The organism is Palleronia abyssalis (assembly GCF_900302445.1).
Classification (GTDB): domain Bacteria; phylum Pseudomonadota; class Alphaproteobacteria; order Rhodobacterales; family Rhodobacteraceae; genus Palleronia; species Palleronia abyssalis.
Genome location: NZ_ONZF01000001.1, coordinates 147,509 through 169,833 on the forward strand (window position 1 = coordinate 147,509; position 22,325 = coordinate 169,833).

24 protein-coding genes are annotated in these 22,325 nt (G+C 64.0%); 10 read left to right on the forward strand and 14 right to left on the reverse strand.

From position 1 onward, the window contains the following. Positions 1-75: 75 nt before the first annotated feature. Complete coding sequence (locus PAA8504_RS00720; RefSeq protein ID WP_108892260.1) at positions 76-543, forward strand: Hint domain-containing protein; 468 nt, start codon at positions 76-78, stop codon at positions 541-543. Positions 544-546: 3 nt separating this feature from the next. On the opposite strand, the gene PAA8504_RS00725 is transcribed toward PAA8504_RS00720, so the two are convergent. Continuing rightward, the gene (locus tag PAA8504_RS00725; protein WP_306419509.1) at positions 547-1,587 is read right to left on the reverse strand and encodes an anhydro-N-acetylmuramic acid kinase; all 1,041 of its coding nucleotides are present in this window, start codon (positions 1,585-1,587) and stop codon (positions 547-549) included. A gap of 147 nt (positions 1,588-1,734) precedes the next feature. Here PAA8504_RS00725 and tyrS point away from each other — a divergent pair, with 147 nt between their 5' ends. From tyrS to lexA, 5 genes are all read left to right on the forward strand, one after another. Then, on the forward strand, positions 1,735-2,988 hold the full coding sequence (gene tyrS / locus PAA8504_RS00730; protein WP_108892262.1) for a tyrosine--tRNA ligase: 1,254 nt from the start codon (positions 1,735-1,737) through the stop codon (positions 2,986-2,988). After that, positions 2,989-3,798 carry an indole-3-glycerol phosphate synthase TrpC gene (trpC, locus tag PAA8504_RS00735; protein WP_108892263.1) on the forward strand — a complete coding sequence of 270 codons (810 nt, stop codon included), beginning with the start codon at positions 2,989-2,991 and terminating at the stop codon, positions 3,796-3,798. Then, the gene (moaC, locus tag PAA8504_RS00740; RefSeq protein ID WP_108892264.1) at positions 3,795-4,274 is read left to right on the forward strand and encodes a cyclic pyranopterin monophosphate synthase MoaC; all 480 of its coding nucleotides are present in this window, start codon (positions 3,795-3,797) and stop codon (positions 4,272-4,274) included. The genes trpC and moaC overlap by 4 nt, the downstream gene beginning before the upstream one ends. Continuing rightward, the gene (locus PAA8504_RS00745; protein ID WP_108892265.1) at positions 4,271-5,443 is read left to right on the forward strand and encodes a molybdopterin molybdotransferase MoeA; all 1,173 of its coding nucleotides are present in this window, start codon (positions 4,271-4,273) and stop codon (positions 5,441-5,443) included. Before moaC ends, PAA8504_RS00745 begins: the two co-directional genes overlap by 4 nt. Before the next feature lie 72 nt (positions 5,444-5,515). Further along, the gene (gene lexA, locus PAA8504_RS00750) at positions 5,516-6,208 is read left to right on the forward strand and encodes a transcriptional repressor LexA (protein WP_108892780.1); all 693 of its coding nucleotides are present in this window, start codon (positions 5,516-5,518) and stop codon (positions 6,206-6,208) included. Here lexA and PAA8504_RS00755 read toward each other — a convergent pair. Then, positions 6,205-8,283: a ComEC/Rec2 family competence protein gene (locus PAA8504_RS00755; protein WP_108892266.1), complete on the reverse strand. Its 2,079-nt coding sequence runs from the start codon at positions 8,281-8,283 to the stop codon at positions 6,205-6,207. The two genes, lexA and PAA8504_RS00755, sit on opposite strands and share 4 nt — an antisense overlap. A 65-nt stretch (positions 8,284-8,348) precedes the next feature. On the opposite strand from PAA8504_RS00755, the gene gltX reads away from it, so the two are divergent. Both gltX and gltA read left to right on the forward strand, forming a co-directional pair. Further along, the gene (gene gltX, locus PAA8504_RS00760; RefSeq protein ID WP_108892267.1) at positions 8,349-9,794 is read left to right on the forward strand and encodes a glutamate--tRNA ligase; all 1,446 of its coding nucleotides are present in this window, start codon (positions 8,349-8,351) and stop codon (positions 9,792-9,794) included. A 51-nt stretch (positions 9,795-9,845) separates the two neighbouring features. Beyond that, positions 9,846-11,141 (forward strand): citrate synthase, encoded by a 1,296-nt coding sequence (gene gltA, locus PAA8504_RS00765; RefSeq protein ID WP_108892268.1) that lies wholly within the window; start codon positions 9,846-9,848, stop codon positions 11,139-11,141. Between the two features lie 102 nt (positions 11,142-11,243). Here the strand turns inward: gltA and PAA8504_RS00770 are convergent, their stop codons facing one another. Beyond that, the gene (locus PAA8504_RS00770; protein ID WP_108892269.1) at positions 11,244-12,344 is read right to left on the reverse strand and encodes an alkene reductase; all 1,101 of its coding nucleotides are present in this window, start codon (positions 12,342-12,344) and stop codon (positions 11,244-11,246) included. A gap of 107 nt (positions 12,345-12,451) precedes the next feature. On the opposite strand from PAA8504_RS00770, the gene PAA8504_RS00775 reads away from it, so the two are divergent. Beyond that, positions 12,452-13,228: a transglutaminase-like domain-containing protein gene (locus PAA8504_RS00775; RefSeq protein WP_108892270.1), complete on the forward strand. Its 777-nt coding sequence runs from the start codon at positions 12,452-12,454 to the stop codon at positions 13,226-13,228. Between the two features lie 111 nt (positions 13,229-13,339). On the opposite strand, the gene PAA8504_RS00780 is transcribed toward PAA8504_RS00775, so the two are convergent. Further along, positions 13,340-14,116, reverse strand: coding sequence for an enoyl-CoA hydratase-related protein (locus tag PAA8504_RS00780; protein WP_108892271.1), 777 nt, complete (start codon positions 14,114-14,116; stop codon positions 13,340-13,342). A gap of 116 nt (positions 14,117-14,232) precedes the next feature. On the opposite strand from PAA8504_RS00780, the gene PAA8504_RS21740 reads away from it, so the two are divergent. Continuing rightward, positions 14,233-14,598 carry a hypothetical protein gene (locus PAA8504_RS21740; RefSeq protein WP_146190429.1) on the forward strand — a complete coding sequence of 122 codons (366 nt, stop codon included), beginning with the start codon at positions 14,233-14,235 and terminating at the stop codon, positions 14,596-14,598. 179 nt (positions 14,599-14,777) lie between these two features. Here the strand turns inward: PAA8504_RS21740 and PAA8504_RS00785 are convergent, their stop codons facing one another. The 10 genes from PAA8504_RS00785 to PAA8504_RS00830 form a co-directional block, all read right to left on the reverse strand. After that, entirely contained in the window at positions 14,778-15,227 is a 450-nt protein-coding gene (locus PAA8504_RS00785) for a cytochrome c-type biogenesis protein (RefSeq protein WP_108892272.1), read from the reverse strand. Beyond that, positions 15,224-17,197: a heme lyase CcmF/NrfE family subunit gene (locus PAA8504_RS00790; protein ID WP_108892273.1), complete on the reverse strand. Its 1,974-nt coding sequence runs from the start codon at positions 17,195-17,197 to the stop codon at positions 15,224-15,226. Before PAA8504_RS00790 ends, PAA8504_RS00785 begins: the two co-directional genes overlap by 4 nt. Before the next feature lie 73 nt (positions 17,198-17,270). Continuing rightward, complete coding sequence (locus PAA8504_RS00795) at positions 17,271-17,684, reverse strand: hypothetical protein (RefSeq protein ID WP_146190430.1); 414 nt, start codon at positions 17,682-17,684, stop codon at positions 17,271-17,273. Beyond that, positions 17,677-17,883, reverse strand: coding sequence for a hemolysin XhlA family protein (locus PAA8504_RS00800; protein ID WP_108892275.1), 207 nt, complete (start codon positions 17,881-17,883; stop codon positions 17,677-17,679). Before PAA8504_RS00800 ends, PAA8504_RS00795 begins: the two co-directional genes overlap by 8 nt. After that, positions 17,883-18,434, reverse strand: coding sequence for a holin family protein (locus PAA8504_RS00805; protein ID WP_108892276.1), 552 nt, complete (start codon positions 18,432-18,434; stop codon positions 17,883-17,885). The genes PAA8504_RS00800 and PAA8504_RS00805 overlap by 1 nt, the downstream gene beginning before the upstream one ends. Continuing rightward, positions 18,425-19,036, reverse strand: a complete 612-nt coding sequence (locus PAA8504_RS00810) for a holin-associated N-acetylmuramidase (RefSeq protein WP_108892277.1) — start codon at positions 19,034-19,036, stop codon at positions 18,425-18,427. The genes PAA8504_RS00805 and PAA8504_RS00810 overlap by 10 nt, the downstream gene beginning before the upstream one ends. Before the next feature lie 48 nt (positions 19,037-19,084). Next, positions 19,085-19,543: a cytochrome c maturation protein CcmE gene (ccmE, locus tag PAA8504_RS00815; protein WP_108892278.1), complete on the reverse strand. Its 459-nt coding sequence runs from the start codon at positions 19,541-19,543 to the stop codon at positions 19,085-19,087. 7 nt (positions 19,544-19,550) lie between these two features. Next, a complete protein-coding gene (gene argC / locus PAA8504_RS00820; RefSeq protein WP_108892279.1) occupies positions 19,551-20,579 on the reverse strand; it encodes an N-acetyl-gamma-glutamyl-phosphate reductase in 1,029 nt (342 codons plus the stop codon). Positions 20,580-20,603: 24 nt separating this feature from the next. Further along, positions 20,604-21,416, reverse strand: a complete 813-nt coding sequence (locus PAA8504_RS00825; protein ID WP_108892280.1) for a glutamate racemase — start codon at positions 21,414-21,416, stop codon at positions 20,604-20,606. Next, entirely contained in the window at positions 21,394-22,290 is an 897-nt protein-coding gene (locus PAA8504_RS00830) for a lysophospholipid acyltransferase family protein (protein WP_108892781.1), read from the reverse strand. Before PAA8504_RS00830 ends, PAA8504_RS00825 begins: the two co-directional genes overlap by 23 nt. Positions 22,291-22,325 lie beyond the last annotated feature (35 nt).

Here is a 22,325-nt window from a genome sequence, read left to right on the forward strand (position 1 = left end):
AAATGGGACCGCGGGCAACCCAATTTCGCCACAATCCCGCGCCATTCCCTTACTCATCGGAATGGAGCATGATTGATGACCCAAACGCGTCCCGCAGCCCATAAAACCACGGTCCAGACCGGCCTGACCGCCGGCGTTCGCATCATGACGTTGGAAGGTCCGGTCGGGATCGAAGACCTCCAGACCGGCGACCGGATCGTCACCCGACAGGGGTTGAGGGTTCTGCGCGCTGTGCGGGTCCAGGAACGCGAGGCTGCGAAGCTTGTCACGATCAACGCGTCGGTGCTTGGGCATGATCGGCCCGAAGCGCCGATCACGGTTGCTGCTGACCAGCCGATTCTCCTGCGCGACTGGCGGGCCAAGGCCCTCTATGGTCAGAAGACGGCGATGGTCGCCGCTCACCGCCTTGTCGACGGCGACTACATCACGGCCACCACGGTCAGCGATCTGCGAACCTTCGTCCTCGTCTTCGACACGCCTCAGATCATCTATGCCGAAGGCACGGAATTTCCGATGGGCACCACTGCCGATGAGGCAGCCTGAAACCTAGTTGCCAAGCGCTTGCAGGATGTCACCGGGGTACGAGACGACCCCACCTCCAACGGCCGCAGCCACGCCGGTCGTGCCAGGCGCACTCGTCGGCCAGCCCCGCAACACCCGTACAGCGAGATAAGCGAAGGCCTGTGCTTCCATCTTGTCGCCGTCGAGGCCAATATCCTCGACCGGCAGGACGTCGACATTGGCCCCGGCGCGGATCATCTCCATCATCGTGGCATTCCGACGACCATCCCCGATAACCAAAAGGCGCGCGGGCATGCTGGGCAGATGTTCAAGCGCCAATACGACGGCCGCGGCAGCCGCGGCTGTTACCGTTGCACAGGCATCGGCGTCGGATAGCTCGCTCACCGCTTGTGATAGCCAACCGAAATCGGTCTCGATCAGCGACTTCGGCGGCATCTTGCGGAAATACCCGTCTGCCGCGAACTGGTCCAGAATACCGCCATCGGCTGCTCCACGGGCCGCCAGATCGCTCGCCGTGTCAAGATCCAGACCCGGGCGCGCCTGTATCAGATCCCGGATCAGTGCATTTGCAGGGCCAGTGTCGAGGGCAAGGCAGCCACCAGTATCTGACGGAATCTCTACCGTTGGATCGACGAAACTCAACCTGCCAATATCGCCCAAATCGACGATGACCGCAGGCGCCATATTCCCCATATTTCGCAAAGCTGCGTGGTGGAAAAAGGGTATCAGAGGGGTTCCTTGCCCGCCCATTTCGATATCGGCCGAGCGGAAATCCCAAACGACGGGGATATCAAGCACATGCGCCAACAGCCGGCCATCGCCGATTTGGCAGCTGCCCCGTCCATGCGGCTCGTGCGCCGTCGTCAGCCCGTGAAACCCGACCAGATCGGCGCCTGGGATGGTGCTCAGAAGCTCGGCATGGACAGACTCAACCACTGCAGACGCCTCTTCCAGCTTATCCCAACGGCCCATCGCTGCGGACAGAACCGCGCGTTCCTCCGGCTGAAAAGGGCGATGCGCGGTCTGACCGAATCCGAAGATCTGCGCCCCGTCGGTCAGCACCATGGCAGCATCGACACCGTTCAGGGACCGGTCAGGCGCCGCACCCAATGCCCAGATCGACCCGTCACGCAGCGCGTCCTTCAACATGGCTTTCCTCTGCCTGACCTGCCCGTTATAGCGGGGCGTGCCGGAAAATGGACCGAAACGACGATGACCTACCAGCCGAAATCGGATTTTCTTCACGTAATGCACGAACGCGGCTTCGTCGCGGGCTGCACCGATCTGGAGGGGTTGGACGAACGCCTGCTGACCGGCACTGTCCCCGCCTATATCGGCTACGACGCTACGGCCAAATCTCTGCATGTCGGGCATCTGCTGAACATCATGATGTTACGCTGGCTACAGAAGACCGGCCATCAACCGATCACGCTGATGGGCGGTGGCACCACCAAGGTTGGCGATCCGTCCTTTCGCGCCGACGAACGCCCCTTGCTCGACGATGCCGCGATCCAAGAGAACATCGACGGGATGCAAGGCGTTTTCGCCAAGTATCTCGACTATGGCGACGGGCCGACCGACGCGCGGATGCTGAACAATGCGGAATGGCTGGACGGCCTGAACTACCTTGCCTTCCTGCGCGACATTGGCCGCCATTTCAGCGTGAACCGGATGCTGTCCTTCGAAAGCGTCAAATCGCGTCTGGATCGGGAGCAGTCGCTGTCGTTTCTGGAATTCAACTATATGATCCTGCAGGCTTACGACTTCCTCGAGCTGAACCGCCGTTATGGCTGCATGTTGCAGATGGGCGGATCCGACCAGTGGGGCAACATCGTCAATGGCATCGACCTGACCCGCCGCGTCGCCGAGACGGAGATTTTCGGCCTGACCACCCCCCTTCTGACCACCAGCGACGGTCGCAAGATGGGAAAAAGCCAGGGCGGCGCCATCTGGCTGAACGCCGATATGCTGAGCCCTTACGAGTTCTGGCAGTTCTGGCGTAACACCACGGACGCCGATGTGGGCCGGTTCGCCAAGCTTTATACCGAGCTGCCGGTGGACGAATGCGAGCGCCTCGGCGCGTTGGAAGGCTCTGAGATCAACGAGGCCAAGGTGATTCTTGCCAACGAGGTCACTTCACTGTGCCACGGGCGCGCAGCAGCCGACGCAGCCCACGCCACGGCCCGCGAGGTCTTCGAACAGGGCGGCCTGGGTGAGGATCTGCCGACGCTCGCCCTGCCAGCGTCCGAAATCGGGGACGGGATCTCGATCGTTCAACTCATCGTACGGTCCGGCCTCGCGAAATCCGGCAAGGAGGCGAAACGCCTCATCTCCGAAGGGGGCGCGCGGATCGACGACGATGCGGTGACCGATGCGGGGCTCATGATTCCGCCGGACCGCCTTGCCTCGCCCGTGAAGCTGAGTGCGGGTAAAAAGCGTCATGCCCGCGTGACGATGGAGGGCTGAATGGCGACAGTTCTGGACCGGATCAAGGCGTACAAGCTGGATGAAGTCGCGGCACGCAAGGCGGCGCGCCCCTTTTCCGATATCGACGCGGATGCACGCGCGGCCGGACCCGTGCGCGGCTTCGGCGCCGCGCTGGATCGGCACGCAACTGATGGATATGGCCTGATTGCCGAGGTCAAGAAGGCCAGTCCCTCGAAGGGCCTGATCCGCGCAGACTTCGATCCGGCGAAAATTGCCCGGGCTTACGAGACCGGCGGTGCGGCCTGCCTGTCGGTGCTTACCGATGCACCCTCCTTTCAGGGACACGAGGATTTTCTTGTTGCTGCAAGATCGGCGTGTAAGTTGCCGGTTTTGCGAAAGGATTTTCTCTATGACCCTTGGCAGGTTGCAGAAGCCCGGGCCATTGGGGCGGATTGTATCCTGATCATCATGGCCAGCGTTCACGACGGACAGGCCGCGGAACTCGAAGCGGCTGCCGAGGATTATGGCATGGACGTTCTGATCGAGGTCCACGACGAGGTCGAGCTCGAGCGTGCGCATCGTCTTCGCTCCCGTTTGATGGGGGTAAACAACCGCGATCTGCACACGTTCGAAACGTCTCTTGATGTGACGCGCCGCCTCTCGAACCAAGTCGAAGCAGAGCGTAGCGTCGTTTCGGAATCCGGGCTGTCCTCCGCAGCTGACCTGCATCGAATGGCGGATGTCGGTGTGCGACGGTTCCTGATTGGGGAAAGCCTGATGCGCCAGGACGATGTCGCTGCAGCGACGCGAACCATTCTGGCCGATCCCGTCCCAACCGGGGCACTCTGATGGCCCTGACCCATTTCGACGCCGAAGGCCACGCCCACATGGTCGATGTGTCGGATAAGCCTTCCACTGCTCGGGAAGCACGGGCTTCTGGTTGGGTGAAGATGTCTCCGGAAACCCTTGAAATGATTACCGAACGGCGCGCGAAGAAAGGCGACGTTTCGGGGGTGGCGCGCTTGGCAGGTATCATGGGGGCCAAGCGGACATCCGACCTGATTCCCCTATGCCACCCCCTGCCGATTACGAAGGTCACAGTTGATATCTATCCTGATCCTTCACTGCCGGGCTTGCAGGTCGTCGCGACGGTCAAGACCGCCGGCCAGACCGGGGTCGAAATGGAGGCATTGACCGCCGTCTCGACCGCGTGCCTGACGATCTACGATATGGTCAAGGCCGTCCAAAAGGATATGGAGATTGGGGGTATCCAACTTCTGTTCAAGGATGGTGGAAAATCAGGACGTTACGAGGCCGAGCGTTGATTTCGGTTGAGGACGCGCTTGACCGGGTCCTCTCCCTGGTGGGGCCGCTCGGTTCCGAATACGTCCCGCTGAGGCAAGCCGCCGGCCGTGTCCTGTCTCAGCCGCTGACGGCACAGCGCGCGCAACCACCCTTCCCGGCCTCGGCCATGGACGGCTATGCGATTCCAACCGCCGATCCCCGACCGGGCCACACGTTCCACGTGATCGGAGAAAGCGCGGCCGGGCACGGGTTCGGCGGTTGCCTCAAGGACGGCGAGGCTGTTCGCATCTTCACTGGTGCCCCCGTGCCGGAGGGCGCCAAGCGGGTCGTGATACAGGAAGATGTGGTCCGACAGGGCGCGCGCGTCACTCTACGCGACAGGATCGATCACCAGACATACATCCGGCCAGTGGGCAGCGATTTTGCTCAAGGCGATGTTTTCGACCCAAGCGGACCTTTGCGGCCTGCGAATCTTGCATTGGCGGCGGCGATGAACCACGCCGAGCTACCCGTTCGCCGCCGTCCCGTGGTTGCCCTCATCGCGACCGGGGATGAGTTGGCAATGCCCGGCGAGACGCCCCGGCACGATCAGATCATCGCCTCCAACACGTTCGGTCTCGCCGCGATGATCGAGGCGGCAGGTGGCCGTGCAAGGGTGCTGCCGATTGCCCGCGATACGCTTCTATCGCTCGACGCCGCCTTCAACCTCGCAACGGGCGCGGATCTGATCGTGACGATTGGCGGGGCTTCGGTGGGCGATCATGACCTCGTTGCCGCGGCTGCCGAGGCCCGGGGCCTGGAGAGGTCTTTCTACAAAGTCGCAATGCGCCCGGGCAAGCCGCTGATGGCCGGTCGCCTTCACGGAACACCGATCGTTGGCCTTCCGGGAAATCCTGTATCTTCAATGGTTTGCGGTGCGATCTTCGTTCGACCTATGCTTCACGTCATGCAAGGTCTTCCCGCCGGTCCAGTCTTGCGCCATCGCTCCGTCCTGTCCGCGCCCTTGGCCGCCAACGGTCCCCGGGAACACTATATGCGTGGCCGGCGCACGGCATCGGGGGTCGAGGCGTTCGAAAGCCAGGATAGCGCGCAATTGGGCATCCTCGCAGCGGCGGATGTACTGATCGTGCAATCGCCGCATGATCCGGGCCGCGAGATCGGCGCCGAGGTCGATATCATCCCGATCTGACCCCGGCCGTTGACACGAAGGGGGAACGGCCGTAGAACATTGCGCAAACACATGGATCATGGGGCGGCGCGCATGTTGACACGGAAGCAATTGGAATTGCTGACCTTCATCAATAAGAGGATGCAGCGCGACGGCGTGCCGCCATCCTTCGATGAGATGAAGGAGGCGCTGGATCTTCGATCCAAATCGGGCATCCATCGCTTGATCACGGCGCTGGAGGAGCGGGGTTTCATCCGGCGGCTTGCCCATAGGGCCCGTGCGATCGAGATCGTGAAATTGCCGGAAAGCCTGGATACCGGGGGTGGTTTCAGCCCACGGGTTATCGACGGCGATCGTCCAGATCTTGATCCCCCGGCAACCGCAATCGCGGTCGAGGCCGCGGCGACAGAGCTTCCTGTGATGGGCCGGATCGCGGCTGGCGTCCCGATCGAGGCGATCTCGGAAGTGTCCCACAATGTCGCCGTTCCCAGCCAGATGCTGTCGGGGGCCGGCTCTCATTACGCGCTCGAGGTCAAAGGCGACTCGATGATCGAGGCCGGGATCAACGATGGCGACGTTGTCGTGATCCGTGAGACTTCTGTGGCCGACAACGGAGATATTGTCGTGGCGGTCGTCGAAGGTTTCGAGGCGACGTTGAAGACCTTCCGCAAGCAAGGCAGTTCGGTAGCCTTGGAGGCGGCGAATCCTGCCTACGAGACCCGGGTATTTCGGGACGATCAGGTTCAGGTGCAAGGCAAGCTGGTCGGTCTGATCCGCACCTATTAGGGCATTGCTGCGGCGATCCGGTCACCGACCTCTTCGCCGCGGATCGCTTGATCCGGGCTTTTGTATCCCGTCCAAGGACGTCGCGATGCCTCTCCGATGGCCGTCTTGATGCGAATGCCGGAATGCTGACGCGATATCGCAACGGCGCCTGTGCGTGCCAGCGTCGTTTCGTCGAACATCAGGCACGGCCCTGTCCCCGCCAAGTCCCCCGTGGTGACCACGATCGTCTGTTCGGTGCACATCGCGCGGGCACGTGCTTCCCATCCGCGTCCGTAGACATGGTGCACCGTTTGGCCTGCGAAGGCGAAAGTGTTGTCGACCCAGCCTTGCCTTGCTGCGGCAGTCGGCTGATCGGCGGAATCGCCGTCGTTTTCCAGCCAGACCCTGGCCGCGAACCCCGCCCCACGGGGTTTGGACAGCACCCGTCCCTCCGGCCCCATGATCCCGACAAGGGACCCGCCGGGATCGATCAGCAAGGCGGGACGGTCATGTACCATCCAAAGTCCGGCCGCCGCCGCCAGCGGGATCACACCAACCCACCGCCCCACGCCGTTCCAGGCCATGACCATCAACCCGCCCACCGCCAATAGCGGTAAAGCCGCGGGTCCCGGCGCAGGAACGGCAATCACGGCCCCGCCCAGCCCCGCGACCCAATGGGCCACGCCCAGGATCCAGTCGATCCCGATCGCCATGAGCCAAAGGCCGATCCAAGCCCCGCCAATGGGCGCGAGAACGGCCGAGAGTACGGCTGCCGGCATCACGAGGACGCCCATCACCGGAACGCTGAGTAGGTTCGCCAGAAGGCCGTATTGAGCGATCTGGTTGAAATGCGCTGCCGAGAATGGAGCGGTCGCGGCCCCCGCCACGGCGGAAGAGATGATCAGCGCGACGATCCATCCCAGGATCCCGCGGCGCGGCAATCCCGGGATGCCGCGCAACCATCGAAACACGGCCACGAGGGCCGTGGTCGCGGCGAACGACATCTGGAACCCAGGTTCGGTCAGTGCTTCGGGTCGCAGGCACAAGACGATCACCGCCGCCACCGCGACCGCCCGCAACGTTACTGCGCGACGGCCCAAAAGGATCGCGGTCAGCATCACTGCGACCATGACGAAGGCCCGCTGTGTGGCAACATTGCCCCCTGATAGCGCAAGATAGAACGCCGCCGCCGCCAGCGCCCCCACCGCAGCAAGGGATTTCGTCGGCCAGCGCAGCGCCACGCGTGGCACTGCGACCAGCACCAACCTCAGCGCCCCGAAGACCACGCCGGTCAAAAGGCCCATATGCAATCCGGAGATCGCCAGAAGGTGCGCAAGGTTCGAGGCGCGCAGCGTCTCCATTGTGACTGCGCCGATATACGACCGATCACCGGTGGTCAGCGCAGTCGCGACTGCCCCCGTCTCTCCGGGAAGGGTCGCCCGAATATAGGCCCCGATCCGGGTGCGCAGCCGCGCCACGATTTGTCCGTCAGGGGCGTCGGCGATCAGAAGCGCGGGCGTCCGCGTGTACCCGACCGCCCCGATCCGGTCGAACCAGGCCATTCGGCGAAAGTCGAAGCCTCCCGGCTCGACCGGGCCTTCTGGGGCTGAAAGATGAGCGGTCAGGATCACGGTCTGCCCGGGTTTTGGATCGATCCAGTCCTGAGCACCATGTAGCGAGACGCGGACGCGCAAGGGAACGCGGGCGGGGTCCGTCCGCTCCAGCACCACCCGGTCCAGCGTCAGACGGGTCTTTTCCGATGCGGACCGGTCGATCGTCACGATCCGCCCCTGCACCGCGCCATAGTATCGGAAATCCAGCGTCGGGCCTGCGACCATGTCGGTACGCAGCCCGGCCAAGCCAACGCCGATCCCCACCAGAAGCAGACCGCCGAACAGGGGCCAGTGCCAAAGCCCAGCCGCCAAGGCGACGGCCCCCGCCCCGATCGCCCCTGCCAACAGCAGCCAGTCGCGGCGGTCAGGTTCGACCGGCAGCAGGAAGTAAAGACCGATGCCGCAGCCCAGGCAGACCGGCACCCACAGAAACAGCGATCCCCGCTGCCGGTCCAGGGCAAGCCATCGGCCGAGACGCGTCACCCTTGTCACCTATCCGACGATTGCCTACACCACGGCGACGATCCCACATCCAAAGTTAAGAGCTTATGAACGACGCCGAGATTTCCACCCCGGTCGTGACCCGCATCGCGCCCTCGCCCACGGGATTCATGCACGTAGGAACGGCCCGTACGGCGCTGTTCAACTGGCTTTATGCGCGCGGACGCGGGGGGAAATTCCTTCTTCGAGTCGAGGATACGGACCGCGCGCGGTCCACCCCTGAGGCGACCGAGGCGATCGTGAAAGGCCTGCGGTGGCTGGGCCTCGACTGGGACGGCGATGCGGTCAGCCAGTCCGACCGTGCTGACCGCCATGCGGAAGTCGCGCGTGCCATGCTGGACACTGGCGCCGCCTACAAGTGTTTCGCTACACAAGAAGAAATCGAGGCCTATCGAGAGGCCGCGCGGGCCGAAGGACGCTCGACCCTGTATCGCTCGCCCTGGCGCGACGCCGATCCGGCCGACCACCCCGACGCCCCTTACGTGATCCGGGTGAAGGCGCCGCTAGATGGCGAGACCGTGATCGACGACCAGGTGCAGGGACGGGTGACGGTGCGCAACGACCAGCTCGACGACATGATCGTCCTGCGCTCGGACGGCACGCCGACTTACATGCTGGCCGTGGTCGTGGACGATCACGACATGGGCGTCACGCATGTGATCCGGGGCGACGATCACCTCAACAACACGGCGCGCCAGGGGCTGGTCTACGACGCGATGGGTTGGGACCGCCCCGTCTATGCGCATATCCCGCTGATCCATGGCGAGGACGGCAAGAAGCTGTCCAAGCGACACGGCGCGCTTGGGGTCGAGGAATACGTCGCCATGGGCTATCCGGCCGAGGCGATGCGCAACTATCTGGCGCGGTTGGGCTGGGCGCATGGCGATGACGAGGTGTTCACGACCGAACAGGCGCTGGACTGGTTCGACCTTTCGGGCATCGGCAAGTCGCCGGCGCGGCTGGATTTCAAGAAGCTGGACCACGTATCTGGCCAGCATATAGCCCGGATGGAGGACGACGCCCTGCTGTCGGCCATCGCATCCTGGCGGGCGGCGGCCGAGCTGCCGCCGCTGTCGCCCGAGGATCGCGACCGGCTAGCTTCGGCCCTGCCGATCATCAAGGGTAGCGCCCGTAAATTGCCCGACCTGCTGGACAAGGCACAGTTCGCGATGGCGCGGCGCCCCATCGTGGCTGAACCCAAGGCGGCCAAGGCGCTGGACGCTGTATCCATCGGTATACTGTCAGAATTGACGCCGCAGTTGCAAAATGCTAGCTGGGAACGCGACACGCTCGAAGCCATTGCCGGACGGATCGTCGAGGCGCGTGGGTTGGGTCTGGGAAAGATCGCGGCCCCGCTTCGTGCGGCCCTCGCAGGAAAAACAGCCACCCCGAGTGTCTTCGACATGATGATCGTCCTCGGCCGCGAAGAGACGCTGGCGCGGATCGACGACGCCGCTTCCTCGGGCCCTCGACTTGGGGCTACCGAAAATTAAGTTCGCCCCGATAAGGGGCCGCATAGGCAACAGGATAAAGGGTTTCGCAACATGGCCGATGACAGCAAGTCCGCCAAGCTCATCTATGACGGCGCCGAATACGATCTGCCCGTTCACTCGCCCACTGCGGGGCCCGACGTGGTCGACATCCGCAAGCTCTATGCCCAGGCGGGCGTGTTCACATACGATCCCGGCTTCACGTCGACAGCGGCCTGCGACTCGACCATCACCTTCATCGACGGCGAGAAGGGCGAATTGCTGCACCGCGGCTATCCCATTGATCAACTGGCGTCGAAGTCCCACTTCCTCGAAGTTTGCTATCTGCTGCTGTACGGCGAATTGCCCACGGCCGAGCAGATCGAGGATTTCGAGTTCCGCGTGACCAACCACACGATGCTGCACGAGCAGATGCAGTATTTCTTCCGTGGATTCCGTCGCGACGCTCACCCAATGGCCGTCATGGTCGGCGTGGTCGGCGCGATGTCAGCCTTCTATCACGACAGCACCGACATCAGCGATCCGTGGCAGCGCGAGGTCGCCTCGATCCGCCTGATCGCCAAGATGCCGACGATCGCCGCCTGGGCCTACAAGTATTCCATCGGCCAGCCATTCGTCTATCCGCGTAACGACATGGACTATGCGTCGAACTTCCTGCGCATGTGCTTTTCGGTCCCGGCCGAGGACTACGTGGTCAACCCGATCCTGTCGCGCGCCATGGACCGGATCTTTACGCTGCACGCGGATCACGAGCAGAACGCATCGACCTCGACCGTGCGTCTTGCATCTTCCTCTGGTGCGAACCCCTTCGCCTGCGTAGCGGCAGGCATCGCCTGCCTCTGGGGCCCGGCACATGGCGGCGCCAACCAGGCCTGCCTTGAGATGCTGCGCGAGATCGGGACGCCCGACCAGATCCCCGAATATATCGAGCGTGCAAAGGACAAGAACGATCCGTTCCGCCTGATGGGCTTCGGCCACCGCGTCTACAAGAACCACGACCCACGCGCGACGGTGATGAAGCAGTCCGCCGACGAGGTGCTCGAGCTTCTGGGGATCGAGAACAACCCGACACTGCAGACCGCCAAAGAGTTGGAGCGCATCGCGCTGGAAGACGACTATTTCCGCGAGAAGAAGCTGTTCCCGAACGTCGACTTCTATTCGGGCATCATCCTCGACGCGATGGGCTTCCCGCAGTCGATGTTCACGCCGATTTTCGCGGTGGCGCGCACGGTGGGCTGGATCAGCCAGTGGAAGGAACAGATCAGCGACCCGCAGCACAAGATCGGCCGCCCGCGTCAGCTGTACCTTGGCGAGACCTATCGCGACTACGTGGACGTCGAAAACCGCTGAGCCGACGGACCCGGCAACACTACACCGGGGCCGGACAAGCGAGACAAAAGAAAGACCCCCGAGGATGCTCGGGGGTCTTTTTTCGTCGCCAGGCGCAGAAGATCAGACCGGCTTGATCGCGTCCAGGAACGGATAATCGGTATAGCCTGTCTCGTCGCCACCGTAGAACGTGTCCTGATCCTGCGCATTCAGCGAAGCCCCCGTGCGGAACCGCTCGGGCAGGTCCGGGTTCGCGATGAAGTCGCGGCCGATCGTCCCCGCATCGGCATGGCCGTCGCGGATCACCTCGGCCAGCTTGTCGCCGTCCAGCTCTCCGTTTGCGATGTAGAACCCGTCATAGAGCTTGCGCAGACGCTTCAGCATCTGTTCTTCCTCGCTCTTCGTGTCGGTGCCGTAGAAGCTTTCGACCACGTGCAGATAGGCCAGCTTCTGCCCCGACAGCATCTTGTAGACCTCCGAGAACGTCGCCTCGGGATCGCTGTCGCCCATGTCGTTGGCCTGCCCCAAAGGCGACAGGCGCACGCCGACCCGGTCGCGATCCCAGACGCTGGTCACCGCGTCGATCACCTCGCGCAGGAAACGCATCCGGTTGTCGATGCTGCCGCCATATTCGTCGTCGCGATGGTTTGTCTTGTCCTGCAAGAACTGGTCGATCAGGTAGCCATTCGCGGCGTGGATCTCGACACCGTCGAACCCGGCGTCTTTCGCGTTTTGGGCGCCCTGGCGATAGATTTCGACAAGCTCGGCAATCTCGTCGGTCGTCACGGCATGGGGCTCCGAGCAATCCTCGAATCCGTTCGCGGTGAAGGTCTTCTGATCGGCCCGGATCGCCGACGGGGCCTGCGGCGTCTGCCCCTCGGGCAGAAGCGAGACGTGGCTGATCCGTCCCACGTGCCACAACTGCATGTAGATGCGACCGCCCTGCGCGTGCACCGCGTCGGTGATCTTCTTCCACGCCGCGACATGGCCGGGTGTATGGATGCCGGGCGTGTTGATGTATCCTTTCCCCATCGCGGTGACCTGGGTGGCCTCGGTCAGGATCATCCCGGCGCTGGCCCGCTGGGCGTAGTAGGTCTGCGCCACGTCCCAGGGGGTGCCGTCGGGATGCGCGCGGTTTCGCGTCAGCGGCGCCATCAGCACGCGGTTCGGCAGGTCGAGGCTGCCCATGCGCACGGGCGAGAATAGAATGGAACGGTCGTACATGGAAAACTCCTGTCTTTGCCCGCATCCAACCGCCTGAATGGCATCGCGTTCCCGCGTCCGTCCGTGTACAGACGCACGACATCTCTGCATTGCCGCAAGGACCTCGCATGAAACTCAAGATCACCGCCGAACTCGACTACGGCATGGAAACGGAAACCGACGTCCTTCTGCAGATCGAGACGGCCGCCATGCCCGTCCAGCGGATCGAGCATGAGCGTCTGGACGCGGGATCGACCACCTATCTCAGCCGGATCTCGGCCGAGGATTCCATCGGCACCCGAGTGTGGCTTTCCTGCCAAGACAGCCTGACGGTCCGCTACGAGGCGACCGTCGATATCACGCGCACGAACGAGGACATCACCAAGCTTCAGTCCGACCCCGTCCACCGTCTCCCGCACGAAGCCGTGCGCTATCTGATGGCCTCGCGCTATTGCCCCTCCGACGAATTCCAAAGCTTCGTCGCGGCCGAGTTCGGTCATTCCAGCGGCGGTCAATGCATCATGGAGATGGCGAACTGGGTGGGTGAACGCTTCACCTATTCGCCCGGCGCGTCGGGTCCGTCGACCACCGCGCTGGAAACCTTCGTGCAGCGCCGCGGGATCTGCCGCGACTTCGCGCATGTGCTGATCTCGTTGGCCCGCGCCAAGGCGATCCCGGCCCGCATGGTCAGTTGCTACGGCCCCAACGTGACCCCGCAGGATTTCCACGCCGTGGCCGAAGTCTGGCTGGAGGGGCGCTGGCACCTCGTCGACCCGACCGGTATGGCGACACCCGACCAACTGGCGATCATCGGGGTCGGCCGGGACGCGGCCGATATCGCGTTCCTGACCAGCTATGGCTGGGTGACGCTCAACCGCCAGCAGGTTCAGGTCACCGAGGCCTGACCGCGCAATCTCGGTCGTGGGGCGGCGCGATACCGTGCCGCCCTGCCCCCTTCATCCTTGTCCAAATACCCAAAAACGGTGCAACGGATGTCACCGGGACACCCGCCCGGCCTAGCGCCCTTCGTATCGCGCCGGGCGCTTTTCCAGGAACGCCAGAACCCCCTCGCGGAAGTCACGGGTGGTGCCCATCCGCCCTTGAAGCCGCGCCTCGAGCTCCAGCTGCTCGGGCAGATCGTTCGCAAAGCTCGTGCGCAATGCTTCCTTTACGCCGCGATAGGCTTCGGTCGGACCGGTCGCCAGGTGTAGCGCCCTGCGCCACCAATGGTCCGCGAAGTCCTCGTCGGGCACGCATTCCCAGATCATGCCCCAGGCTTCGGCCTGCGTCGCGGTGATCGGCTCGGCGAACAGGGCCGCGCCCATGGCCTTGGCCAGCCCCATCTGACGCGGCAACCAATAAGTGCCGCCCGCGTCCGGGATCAGACCGATCCGAGTGAAGGCCTGAAGGAACACCGATGATTCAGCGGCGATGACGATGTCAGCCCCCAGCGCCAGGTTGGCCCCGGCCCCCGCCGCCGCCCCTTTGACGGCCGAGATCGTGGGCACCGGGCAATCGACGATGGCGCTCAGCATCGGCTCGTACTCGTCCCGCAGGACCCGTTCCAGGTCCATGTTCGCGGCGTTGGCCCCGTCCGCCAGATCCTGCCCCGAACAGAAAGCACCCCCGGCCCCTGTGATCACCAGAACCCGCGCGGTCTGCCCGGCCTCTTTCACGGCATGGGTGATCTCGGCCCGCATCTGGCTGTTCAGCGCATTCTTCCGGTCGGGCCGGTTCAGCGTCAGGATGGCGACGTCGTCGCGGACGGCGAACTTAATGGCCTCGTACTGCATGTCGGCTCCTACGGTATATGTTGCGCCGACCATGGCAAGAAAGCGTCGTGCGGGGAAGTCCGACGCGCCGTCACTCGGCCATCGAAGACGTCCGGCCGCGACTCCCGGCGTTTCGATTGACCGTTCCCAAGCGCGGCATATCGATCCAAAGGAATGCAGCCAGAGGCGTCATCGTTCGAGATCCCGAGGCTGAGGAAACGCGGATCGCCCTGAAATTTCCGCTCGAGCGCGCGGTTCTACGTGTCAAACCACAAAACAAGGTAGTCCATGCGCCTGCCGCCCCCGCGGCAATCCGGGACAGTCCGACTTCATGGCGCGGCCTTGGAGATCGTACCACCGCGCCAAATTGTCCGCGATCAGGGCCGGATACCGGCGGTCGAGAAGCCGGCGAAGGCCGGGAAAAAGCTGTCGAGGTTCAAGCAGAAGCTGGCAAGCAGAAATCCAGCCGCGTGATCGCATCGCGCCCCATCGAAATGAGATAGGGGATCGCCGCGATTGTACCGCCCGCCATAGGCCTGTCGGTCAACCGGTTCGCCGTTCCATTTTTAATGAACCGTTGCCGGGTCCGCCTCGATCAGGGCCGCCTGGATCATACAGATGCCGGACTTGGGAAGCCCGATCACCACGATCAAGGGCTTCCGCCTCGGATCATCCGCGCCCGTCACTCCTTGAGGATTGCGTTCAAGCGGGCCTGTTCCTCGGGGCTGAGCGCCGCGTCGTTCTGCGTGGCTGTGGGCTTGCGCCGCAGGGCTACCGCCGCCACACCGATTCCGCCCAGAAGCATGGCGGGGCCGGCCAACCACAGGATCAGGTTGACCCCGTTCGCGCGGGGCTGAAGCAGCACGTATTCCCCGTACCGATTGACGAGGTATTCGATGACCTCCTCGTCGCTGTCGCCCGCGACCAGCCGTTCGCGTACCGCCAACCGCAGATCGCGCGCCAAGTCGGCGTTCGACTCGTCGATATTCTCGTTACGGCAGACCAGGCACCGCAGACCCTTGGAGAGTTCCCGCGCCCTCTCTTCCAGCCGCGGGTCGTCCAGAACCTCGTCAGGTTGAACCGCGAGGGCGGGCGATGCCAGAAGCACCAGGGTCAGGACAAGCCACCTCATTCCGCAGGCACCGCTGCTCTCGGGGCCTTCGCTGCCCCTGCCGCGACCCGGTGACGCCTGTCGGACAGCGACAGGCCCCCCCCAAGCGCCATGATGATCGCCCCAGCCCAAATCCAGTTCGCGAACGGCTTGATATAGGTACGGACCGCCCATCCTCCCGCGTCCTGCGGGTCGCCGATCACTAGGTACAGGTCGCGCAGGATGCCATTGTCGATCGCGGCCTCGGTCGTGGGCATGCGGGCGACGGGATAAAAGCGCTTTTCCGGGAACAGCGTGGCGACCGGATTGCCGTTTCGCGTGACCTCCATCCGGGCCAGCGTCGTCTGGTAGTTCGAGACCTGACGCTGCTCGACCGAGACCAGCGTGATCTCGTAGGGGCCGACAGCGAAGCTTTGGCCTTCTTGGGCCACGCGAATATCCTCGACCTGCCAAGCCGTCAGGGCGGCGACGCCGAACAGAGTGATGCCGAACCCCGCATGGGCAACGGCCTTCCCCCAGTCCGCGCGCGGCAAATAACGCAGACGCCGCAGACGCGCCGAAAGGTCGCCTCGACCCGCCCGAGCCTTCAGATCGACCAGCGCGCCCAGAACCAGCCACGCGGCCAGAACTGCGCCGGCGGGGGCCAGGATCGATCCGCCCGTCTGCATCACCCACACCAGCGCGCCAAGCGCCAGCGACAGGGCCAGGATCCCCCAAAGCTGCCCCATCACGCGATCCAGCTTCCCCCGCTTCCACGGCAACAGCGCGCCGATGGGCATGATGGCGGCAAGTGCGACCATGAAGGGCGTGAAGGCTGCATCGAAGAACGGCGCGCCCACCGAAAGCTTTCGGTCGAACGCCATCTCGGCCACCAGGGGCCAGACAGTGCCGACGAACACCACGAAGGCCGAGACAGCCAGCAGGATATTGTTGGCGACCAAGGCCGACTCCCGACTGGTCAGAGAGAACACGCCCTTCGCTTCAAGGCTTGCCGCCCGCGCGGCATAGAGGGTCAGCGCACCACCCATGAAGACCCCGGTGATCGCCAACAGGTATACGCCCCGTTCAGGATCATTCGCGAAGGCATGAACCGAGGTCAGCACGCCCGAGCGCACAATGAACGCGCCGATCAGCGAGAATCCGAAGGCCAGGATCGCCAAGAGGATCGTCCAGGATTTCAGAGCCTCGCGCTTTTCCACCACGATGGCCGAATGCAGCAAGGCCGCCGCGATCAGCCAGGGCATGAAGCTGGCATTCTCGACCGGGTCCCAGAACCAGAATCCGCCCCAGCCCAGCTCGTAATATGCCCACCACGACCCCAGCGCGATGCCGATGGTCAGAAAAACCCAAGCAACAAGCGTCCAGGGACGAACCCAGCGCCCCCATGCGGCATCGACCCGCCCTTCGATCAATGCGGCGACCGCGAACGAGAACGCCATCGAAAGCCCGACATACCCAAGATACAGGAACGGCGGATGGAACGCCAAGCCCGGGTCCTGCAAAAGCGGGTTCAGATCCTCCCCGTTCAGCGGGGGCACCTCCAGCCGCCAGAACGGGTTCGACGTGAAGATCAGGAACCCCAGGAACGCGACCGAGATCGCCCCCTGCACCCCCAAAACCCGCGCGCGCAGAGTGTCGGACAGGTTGCCGCCGAACCAAGCTGCCAGCGCTGAATAGAACGCCAGAACCAGACACCACAGCAACATCGAGCCCTCGTGGTTCCCCCAAACGCCCGTGATCTTGTAGATCAGCGGCTTCGCGGTGTGCGAGTTCAGGGTCACCAGTCGGACCGAGAAATCCGAGGTCACGAAGGCCCAGGTCAGAACCGCGAAGGAAAACGCCAGGAACAGGAACTGCGCCGTCGCAGCCGGCTCGCCCGCGGCCATGTAGCCGCGCCACCCCTTCTGTGCCCCGACCATGGGCAGGACGCATTGAACCGCCGCCATGATGAAGGCGAGGATGAGGGCGAAATGACCGAGTTCTATAAGCATGGGGTCTGTGTACTCTCACCCGGCGCGAACGCCAATGGTTCGGATCGCCGCGCGCCACTGACGCGCGGTTTCGTTACCGCACGGGGTCGTGGAACCGTGTGCGCGTTTTCCATGGCCGCAATCGGCAATGATGGATGACGTCCGCAAAGCTGTCGGCGCGCACGAGCTTTTCGTCCAGGCGGACGGAAAGTCCGGTCCAACTCAGCGACCCGATGCCGCGCACCTGGGGCGCATCCCGGAACATAGCCGGGACAGCGACCCGCGCACCACGTCTTTGGCCCAGATACCATTCGACACGCTCGAACACGCATCCCCGCAGTTTTCTCGACGTCGCCGCAAACATCGTGGAGCCGTCGGGCTGCCCCTCGCCCGTGCCCAGCACCACGGGTCCAACGACGGGAAACAGGCGCCCCTCGATCACGCCGCCGAACTCCAGCGCGAAAACAGCGCAAACCGCGGCGAAGGCCGCCGTCAACGACCTAGCCATTCGCGAATCCCCCGCTCAGGGCATAGGCGACGATTCCAAGGATCAGCGCCCCCAGGATCAGCCGGACAAGCCATTTCAGCGTGTCCTCGATTGCCGTCAGACGGGTTTCGACATTGCCGCGATGAACGTCTTCGACGGCGTTACGGGTCTCGACGATGTTCAGCCGGCGTTCGATGGCGCGCATCCAGTCTTCGTTCATTAGCCCGCCCTCCATGCATCCAGCGCTGCGTTGGGTCCGGCGAGGCCCTCGTCCTCACCCCGTGTGCGTTCGACCCGGTCGCCTTCCGGCTCCACCTGGGGCGTGTCGGGCGTCTGAACGACCGGCGGCAGCATCCGGGCGGCGGCGATGACCGACCGGCGGAACTCTTGCCCCTTGGCCTGATGACGCGCGCCGAAGTAGAACGACACGATCGCCCCAAGCAGCCACCACAGCGGATCGGGCACCGTCGCGAGCCCGTCCATCCGGGCGCCGAACCAGACCGGATCGACCATCGCAGCCCCGAACAGGCCCATTGTGCCCAGGGCCATCGCCGGCCGCGGCACGCGGTTCAGCCCGTCCATGAACCGGTCGAACCCGCCCTTGTCGGCATGCTGGAACTCGGCCGCGAACTGCCCTAGCGCTTCGGACCGCATCTCGACGTCCCGGACAGCGCGGTTCTCGGCGTTTTCGCGGAAGAGCTCGGCGGTCTCGGTCAGAACCTTGCCGCCCGATCCGAACAATACTCCCATGCCTCTGTCGATCAGCCCCATGATGCGATCCTCCGGGCATGTTCGGTCGCGCTGAAATGATACCGGTCCGAGATGAAGCTTTCAGCCCGCACGATCCAGCCGCCCTTGCCCCCGTCCCGCCGCCTGCAGAACTTGCGCAGCGGCGCACGCGCGTCACCCAACCGGTAGTAATAGTTTCGCCGTGCGATCCCGTAAGCATCCGCCAGATGCCGGGGGGCTGCCGCTTGCGCAGCCTCGGCGGCCGCGATGGTCTGCGGCCCGATCGCGCCGTCGACCACGACCGTCTGGCCCATGTCGCACAGCAGGCGCTGCAGGATTTTCACCGCGTTCGCACCGGCATTGACGTACATGTCAAAGACCGTCGCCCGTAGTGCTTCAGGCAACCGGCCGATTCCCGGGCGCTGATAATATTCGCGCACAAAAACATCGGCCGCTGCGGACGGATCCATGCGGTGGACATCGGCCACATCGACATCCCCGTCACCATCAAGATCGAGGCCGAGACGCCGCATCGTGCCCAGCGTCACCCCATGCTTCGTCGCCCCACCGGGATCATCGGGATCGTGGACGAACCCGCCCTCTCGTTCGACGATCTCTTCGGCTATTTCCCTTACACTCCGCATGGCCCCTCCGCCTCGTCAGAAAACGAGGGGCAACCTCCGCGGCAAAGGTTAATTCATCGAAATCTCGGCGTCCGGTGCCTGGTAAACGTCTTGCTCCTTTAACGAATCGATAACCTCTTTGGGCATGTAGGACTCGTCGTGTTTCGCAAGAATTTCAGATGCCTGGAAGGTGCCGTTCACGTAGCGCCCCGTGCCGACCATCCCTTCGCCCTCGCCAAACAGGTCCGGCAGGACACCCGTATAGGACACCGGGACCGACGCGCCGCCATCGGTGACGCGAAAGCTCACCGTCTCGCCCTGCCCGCGGATCAGGCTTCCATCCTCGACCAGGCCGCCGATTCGAAACACCTCGTCGGGCCCCGGCGGAAGCTCGGCCACCTGGCTGGGCGAGCGGAAGAAATTGATCCCGTCGCGCATCGCGTATCCGATCAGCGCAGTCGACGCGATCAGCGCGACCACGGCCACCAGGATGACCTGGATCCGGCGTTTCTTCTTCAAACCCTTCATCGGCGCCTCACGGAAAGACCGGGGCCAGCATCAGCCCCGCCGTCTCCTCTATACCTAGCATCAGGTTCGCGTTCTGCACAGCCTGACCCGATGACCCCTTGGTGAGGTTGTCGAGCGCTGCGACCACGATGGCCCGGCCATCGCGCCGGTCCTGCACCACGCCCAGGTGGCAAAAGTTGGATCCGCGAACATGGCGGGTCGACGGGGCCTCGCCCATCGGAAGCACCTGCAGGAACGGCTCATCGGCATAGGCCCCGGACAGCGTGCGGTGAATCGCCGCCGCGTCGCCCTGCACATAGACGGTCGCCAGGATACCGCGGTTCGCCGGGATAAGATGCGGGGTGAACTGCACCTCGACCTTGCGCCCGGCGATCTTGGAAAACTCCTGATCGAACTCGCCCAGATGCCGGTGGATGCCGCCCACGGCATAGGCGTGATACCCCTCCGACAACTCGGCGTGCAGCAAGTTCTCCTTCAACGCCCGCCCGGCGCCCGAGACGCCGCATTTCAGATCCATGATGATCTGATCGAGGTCGATGACCCCCGCCTCTATCAGCGGCCGCAGCGCGAATTGCCCGGTTGCCGCGTTGCACCCCGTGCCCGCCACCAACCGCGCGGCGCGGATTTCCTCGCGGTAGAACTCGGTCAGCCCATAGACGGCCTCACGCTGCAGATCGGTCGCGGTGTGGGGTTTGCCGTACCATTTCTCGTAATCCGCAGCCTCGCGTAGACGGAAATCGGCCGACAGGTCCACGACTTTCAGATCGCGCGGCAACTCGGCGATCACCGCCTGCGAGGTTGCGTGGGGCAGCGCGCAGAACGCCAGATCGATTCCGGAAAAGTCGATTTCCTCGATCTTCACCAGATCCGGTAGGTCCAGATGGCGCAGGTGCGGGAACACCTCGCGCATCGCTTGACCCGCCTTGCGCTCGCCCGACAGCGCGGCAACGCGCATGTACGGGTGCGTGGCGATGATCCGCACCAGCTCGGCGCCGGTATAACCAGATGCCCCTAGGATCGCGATATTGCGTATCATATCAGTCTCCTGCCCGGTCGCGCCTCAGGCCTTCTCGAAGGTAATGCTGCGTTTCAGGAACTGCGTCGCCCGCCCCGACACGCGTTTCGGGTCGCCGGTCGTCAGGAACTTGCGCTCCGTCCCCGATCCCAGCATCTCGGGCCTGCGCTTGAGGTAATCCTCAAGGCTTGCGGCCACCAAGTTCGCCTGACTATAGACCTCGACATCCGGCCCCAGCGCGTCCTGGAACACCTCCTCGACCAGCGGGTAGTGCGTGCATCCCAGGATCGCGGCCTGCGGATGGGGCATCTTGCGCTTCAGCGCGTCCACGTGGCTGCGAACCAATGCCTCGGCCAGGATCATGTCGCCCTCCTCGATGGCATCGACGACGCCGCCGCAGGCCTGCGCCTCGACATCGACGCCGATGGCGCGGAACGCCAGCTCGCGCTGGAAAGCGCGGCTCGATACCGTTGCGGGGGTCGCGAACAGGGCCACATGGCTCACGGCCACCTCCCGCGGGGGGCTGTTGTCGCCCCAGTTCCGTTCGGTCAGGGCCTCGATCAGTGGCACGAAAACGCCGAGCACGCGCTTGTCCTTGGGCAGCCACGTCTCCTGCATCCGGCGCAGCGCCGCGGCCGAGGCTGTGTTGCACGCCAGAACCACCAGGTCGCAGCCCTCGTCCCAAAGGCGTTCGATGGCGGGGCGCGTCAAGTCATAGATATTGTCCGCCGTCCGCACGCCATAGGGCGCATGGGCGCTGTCCGCGAAATAGACGAACGGCACCTCCGGTAACCGCTTTTCCAGAGAGCCAAGGACGGTCAAGCCGCCCAGACCGCTATCGAATACGCCCACCGCCATTGCTTGACCTGTACCTGTCCTCGAACTCGAATCCGTATGCCGCCGCACCGACATGGTTCGGGGACAGGGCATAGGTCGTCGCACGCAGGAAGTCCATGAGCGCCCGGCTGTCCCCCGCCCGCGCCTTCAGCTCCGAAGGCGGTACCGGGGTACCCACGGTGATGCGTACCGGTGCGTCAACCCGACCGCGGAATTCTTTGATCAAAAGCGCCAGGCGCAACGTGGAATGAAGATGACTAGCCATCTGGAACACGCGGCTGTTCGACCCGTGGAAATAGATCGGCACCACGGTCGCACCTGATTTCGCGATCATCTTCGCCGTGAATCCGCGCCACACGGGATCGAACGCCTGCCCGAACGGCTTCGGCGCGGTCGATACCGTGCCGCCCGGAAACACCCCGATGGCCCCGCCCTGCGCCAGATAGGCCAGCGCGTCCTTGCGCGTCTCGATATTCTGCTGCTGCGCCTCCTTCGTTCCATCGAAAGAGATCGGCAGGATGATCCGGTTCAGCTCCTGCGCGCGGCGAAAGACGCGGTGCGCGAGAATGCGGAAATCGCCCCGCGCGATGGACAGGATATGCCCCATCATCAACCCGTCGAGGATTCCGTAGGGGTGGTTCGACACGACGATCAGCGGCCCGGTCTTAGGGATCAGGTCCAGCGACCCGCCCACCACGTCAGGCGTCAGCCCATAGCGATCGACCATCACCTGCCAGAAATCGCGCCCCTGCCCGACCTCCAGATCATATCCCCTGGCCCGCCGGATCAGCGAGATGCGGCCGGTCGCGTTCTCGACCCAGCGAATGACCGTCCGTCCCCCGCGCGTGCTGGCAGAGGTGGCATAGGTGATGTCCCGGGCGATATGTCTGCTCATTTCACCGCAGACATACTGCAGCCAGTGGCCCCCGG

Excerpts from the sequence above, each read along its gene's own strand:
- tyrS (WP_108892262.1), top strand. The coding sequence starts at position 1,735 with ATGACCTACCAGCCGAAATCGGATTTTCTTCACGTAATGCACGAACGC.
- PAA8504_RS00785 (WP_108892272.1), bottom strand. The coding sequence starts at position 15,227 with ATGAGGTGGCTTGTCCTGACCCTGGTGCTTCTGGCATCGCCCGCCCTC.
- PAA8504_RS00780 (WP_108892271.1), bottom strand. The coding sequence starts at position 14,116 with ATGCAGTACGAGGCCATTAAGTTCGCCGTCCGCGACGACGTCGCCATC.
- ccmE (WP_108892278.1), bottom strand. The coding sequence starts at position 19,543 with ATGAAGGGTTTGAAGAAGAAACGCCGGATCCAGGTCATCCTGGTGGCC.
- gltX (WP_108892267.1), top strand. The coding sequence starts at position 8,349 with ATGAACGACGCCGAGATTTCCACCCCGGTCGTGACCCGCATCGCGCCC.
- argC (WP_108892279.1), bottom strand. The coding sequence starts at position 20,579 with ATGATACGCAATATCGCGATCCTAGGGGCATCTGGTTATACCGGCGCC.
- PAA8504_RS00795 (WP_146190430.1), bottom strand. The coding sequence starts at position 17,684 with ATGGCTAGGTCGTTGACGGCGGCCTTCGCCGCGGTTTGCGCTGTTTTC.
- PAA8504_RS00790 (WP_108892273.1), bottom strand. The coding sequence starts at position 17,197 with ATGCTTATAGAACTCGGTCATTTCGCCCTCATCCTCGCCTTCATCATG.
- PAA8504_RS00775 (WP_108892270.1), top strand. The coding sequence starts at position 12,452 with ATGAAACTCAAGATCACCGCCGAACTCGACTACGGCATGGAAACGGAA.
- PAA8504_RS00800 (WP_108892275.1), bottom strand. The coding sequence starts at position 17,883 with ATGAACGAAGACTGGATGCGCGCCATCGAACGCCGGCTGAACATCGTC.
- PAA8504_RS00825 (WP_108892280.1), bottom strand. The coding sequence starts at position 21,416 with ATGGCGGTGGGCGTATTCGATAGCGGTCTGGGCGGCTTGACCGTCCTT.
- PAA8504_RS00770 (WP_108892269.1), bottom strand. The coding sequence starts at position 12,344 with ATGTACGACCGTTCCATTCTATTCTCGCCCGTGCGCATGGGCAGCCTC.
- lexA (WP_108892780.1), top strand. The coding sequence starts at position 5,516 with ATGTTGACACGGAAGCAATTGGAATTGCTGACCTTCATCAATAAGAGG.
- trpC (WP_108892263.1), top strand. The coding sequence starts at position 2,989 with ATGGCGACAGTTCTGGACCGGATCAAGGCGTACAAGCTGGATGAAGTC.
- PAA8504_RS00805 (WP_108892276.1), bottom strand. The coding sequence starts at position 18,434 with ATGGGGCTGATCGACAGAGGCATGGGAGTATTGTTCGGATCGGGCGGC.
- PAA8504_RS00810 (WP_108892277.1), bottom strand. The coding sequence starts at position 19,036 with ATGCGGAGTGTAAGGGAAATAGCCGAAGAGATCGTCGAACGAGAGGGC.
- PAA8504_RS00725 (WP_306419509.1), bottom strand. The coding sequence starts at position 1,587 with ATGGTGCTGACCGACGGGGCGCAGATCTTCGGATTCGGTCAGACCGCG.
- PAA8504_RS00830 (WP_108892781.1), bottom strand. The coding sequence starts at position 22,290 with ATGAGCAGACATATCGCCCGGGACATCACCTATGCCACCTCTGCCAGC.
- gltA (WP_108892268.1), top strand. The coding sequence starts at position 9,846 with ATGGCCGATGACAGCAAGTCCGCCAAGCTCATCTATGACGGCGCCGAA.
- PAA8504_RS00720 (WP_108892260.1), top strand. The coding sequence starts at position 76 with ATGACCCAAACGCGTCCCGCAGCCCATAAAACCACGGTCCAGACCGGC.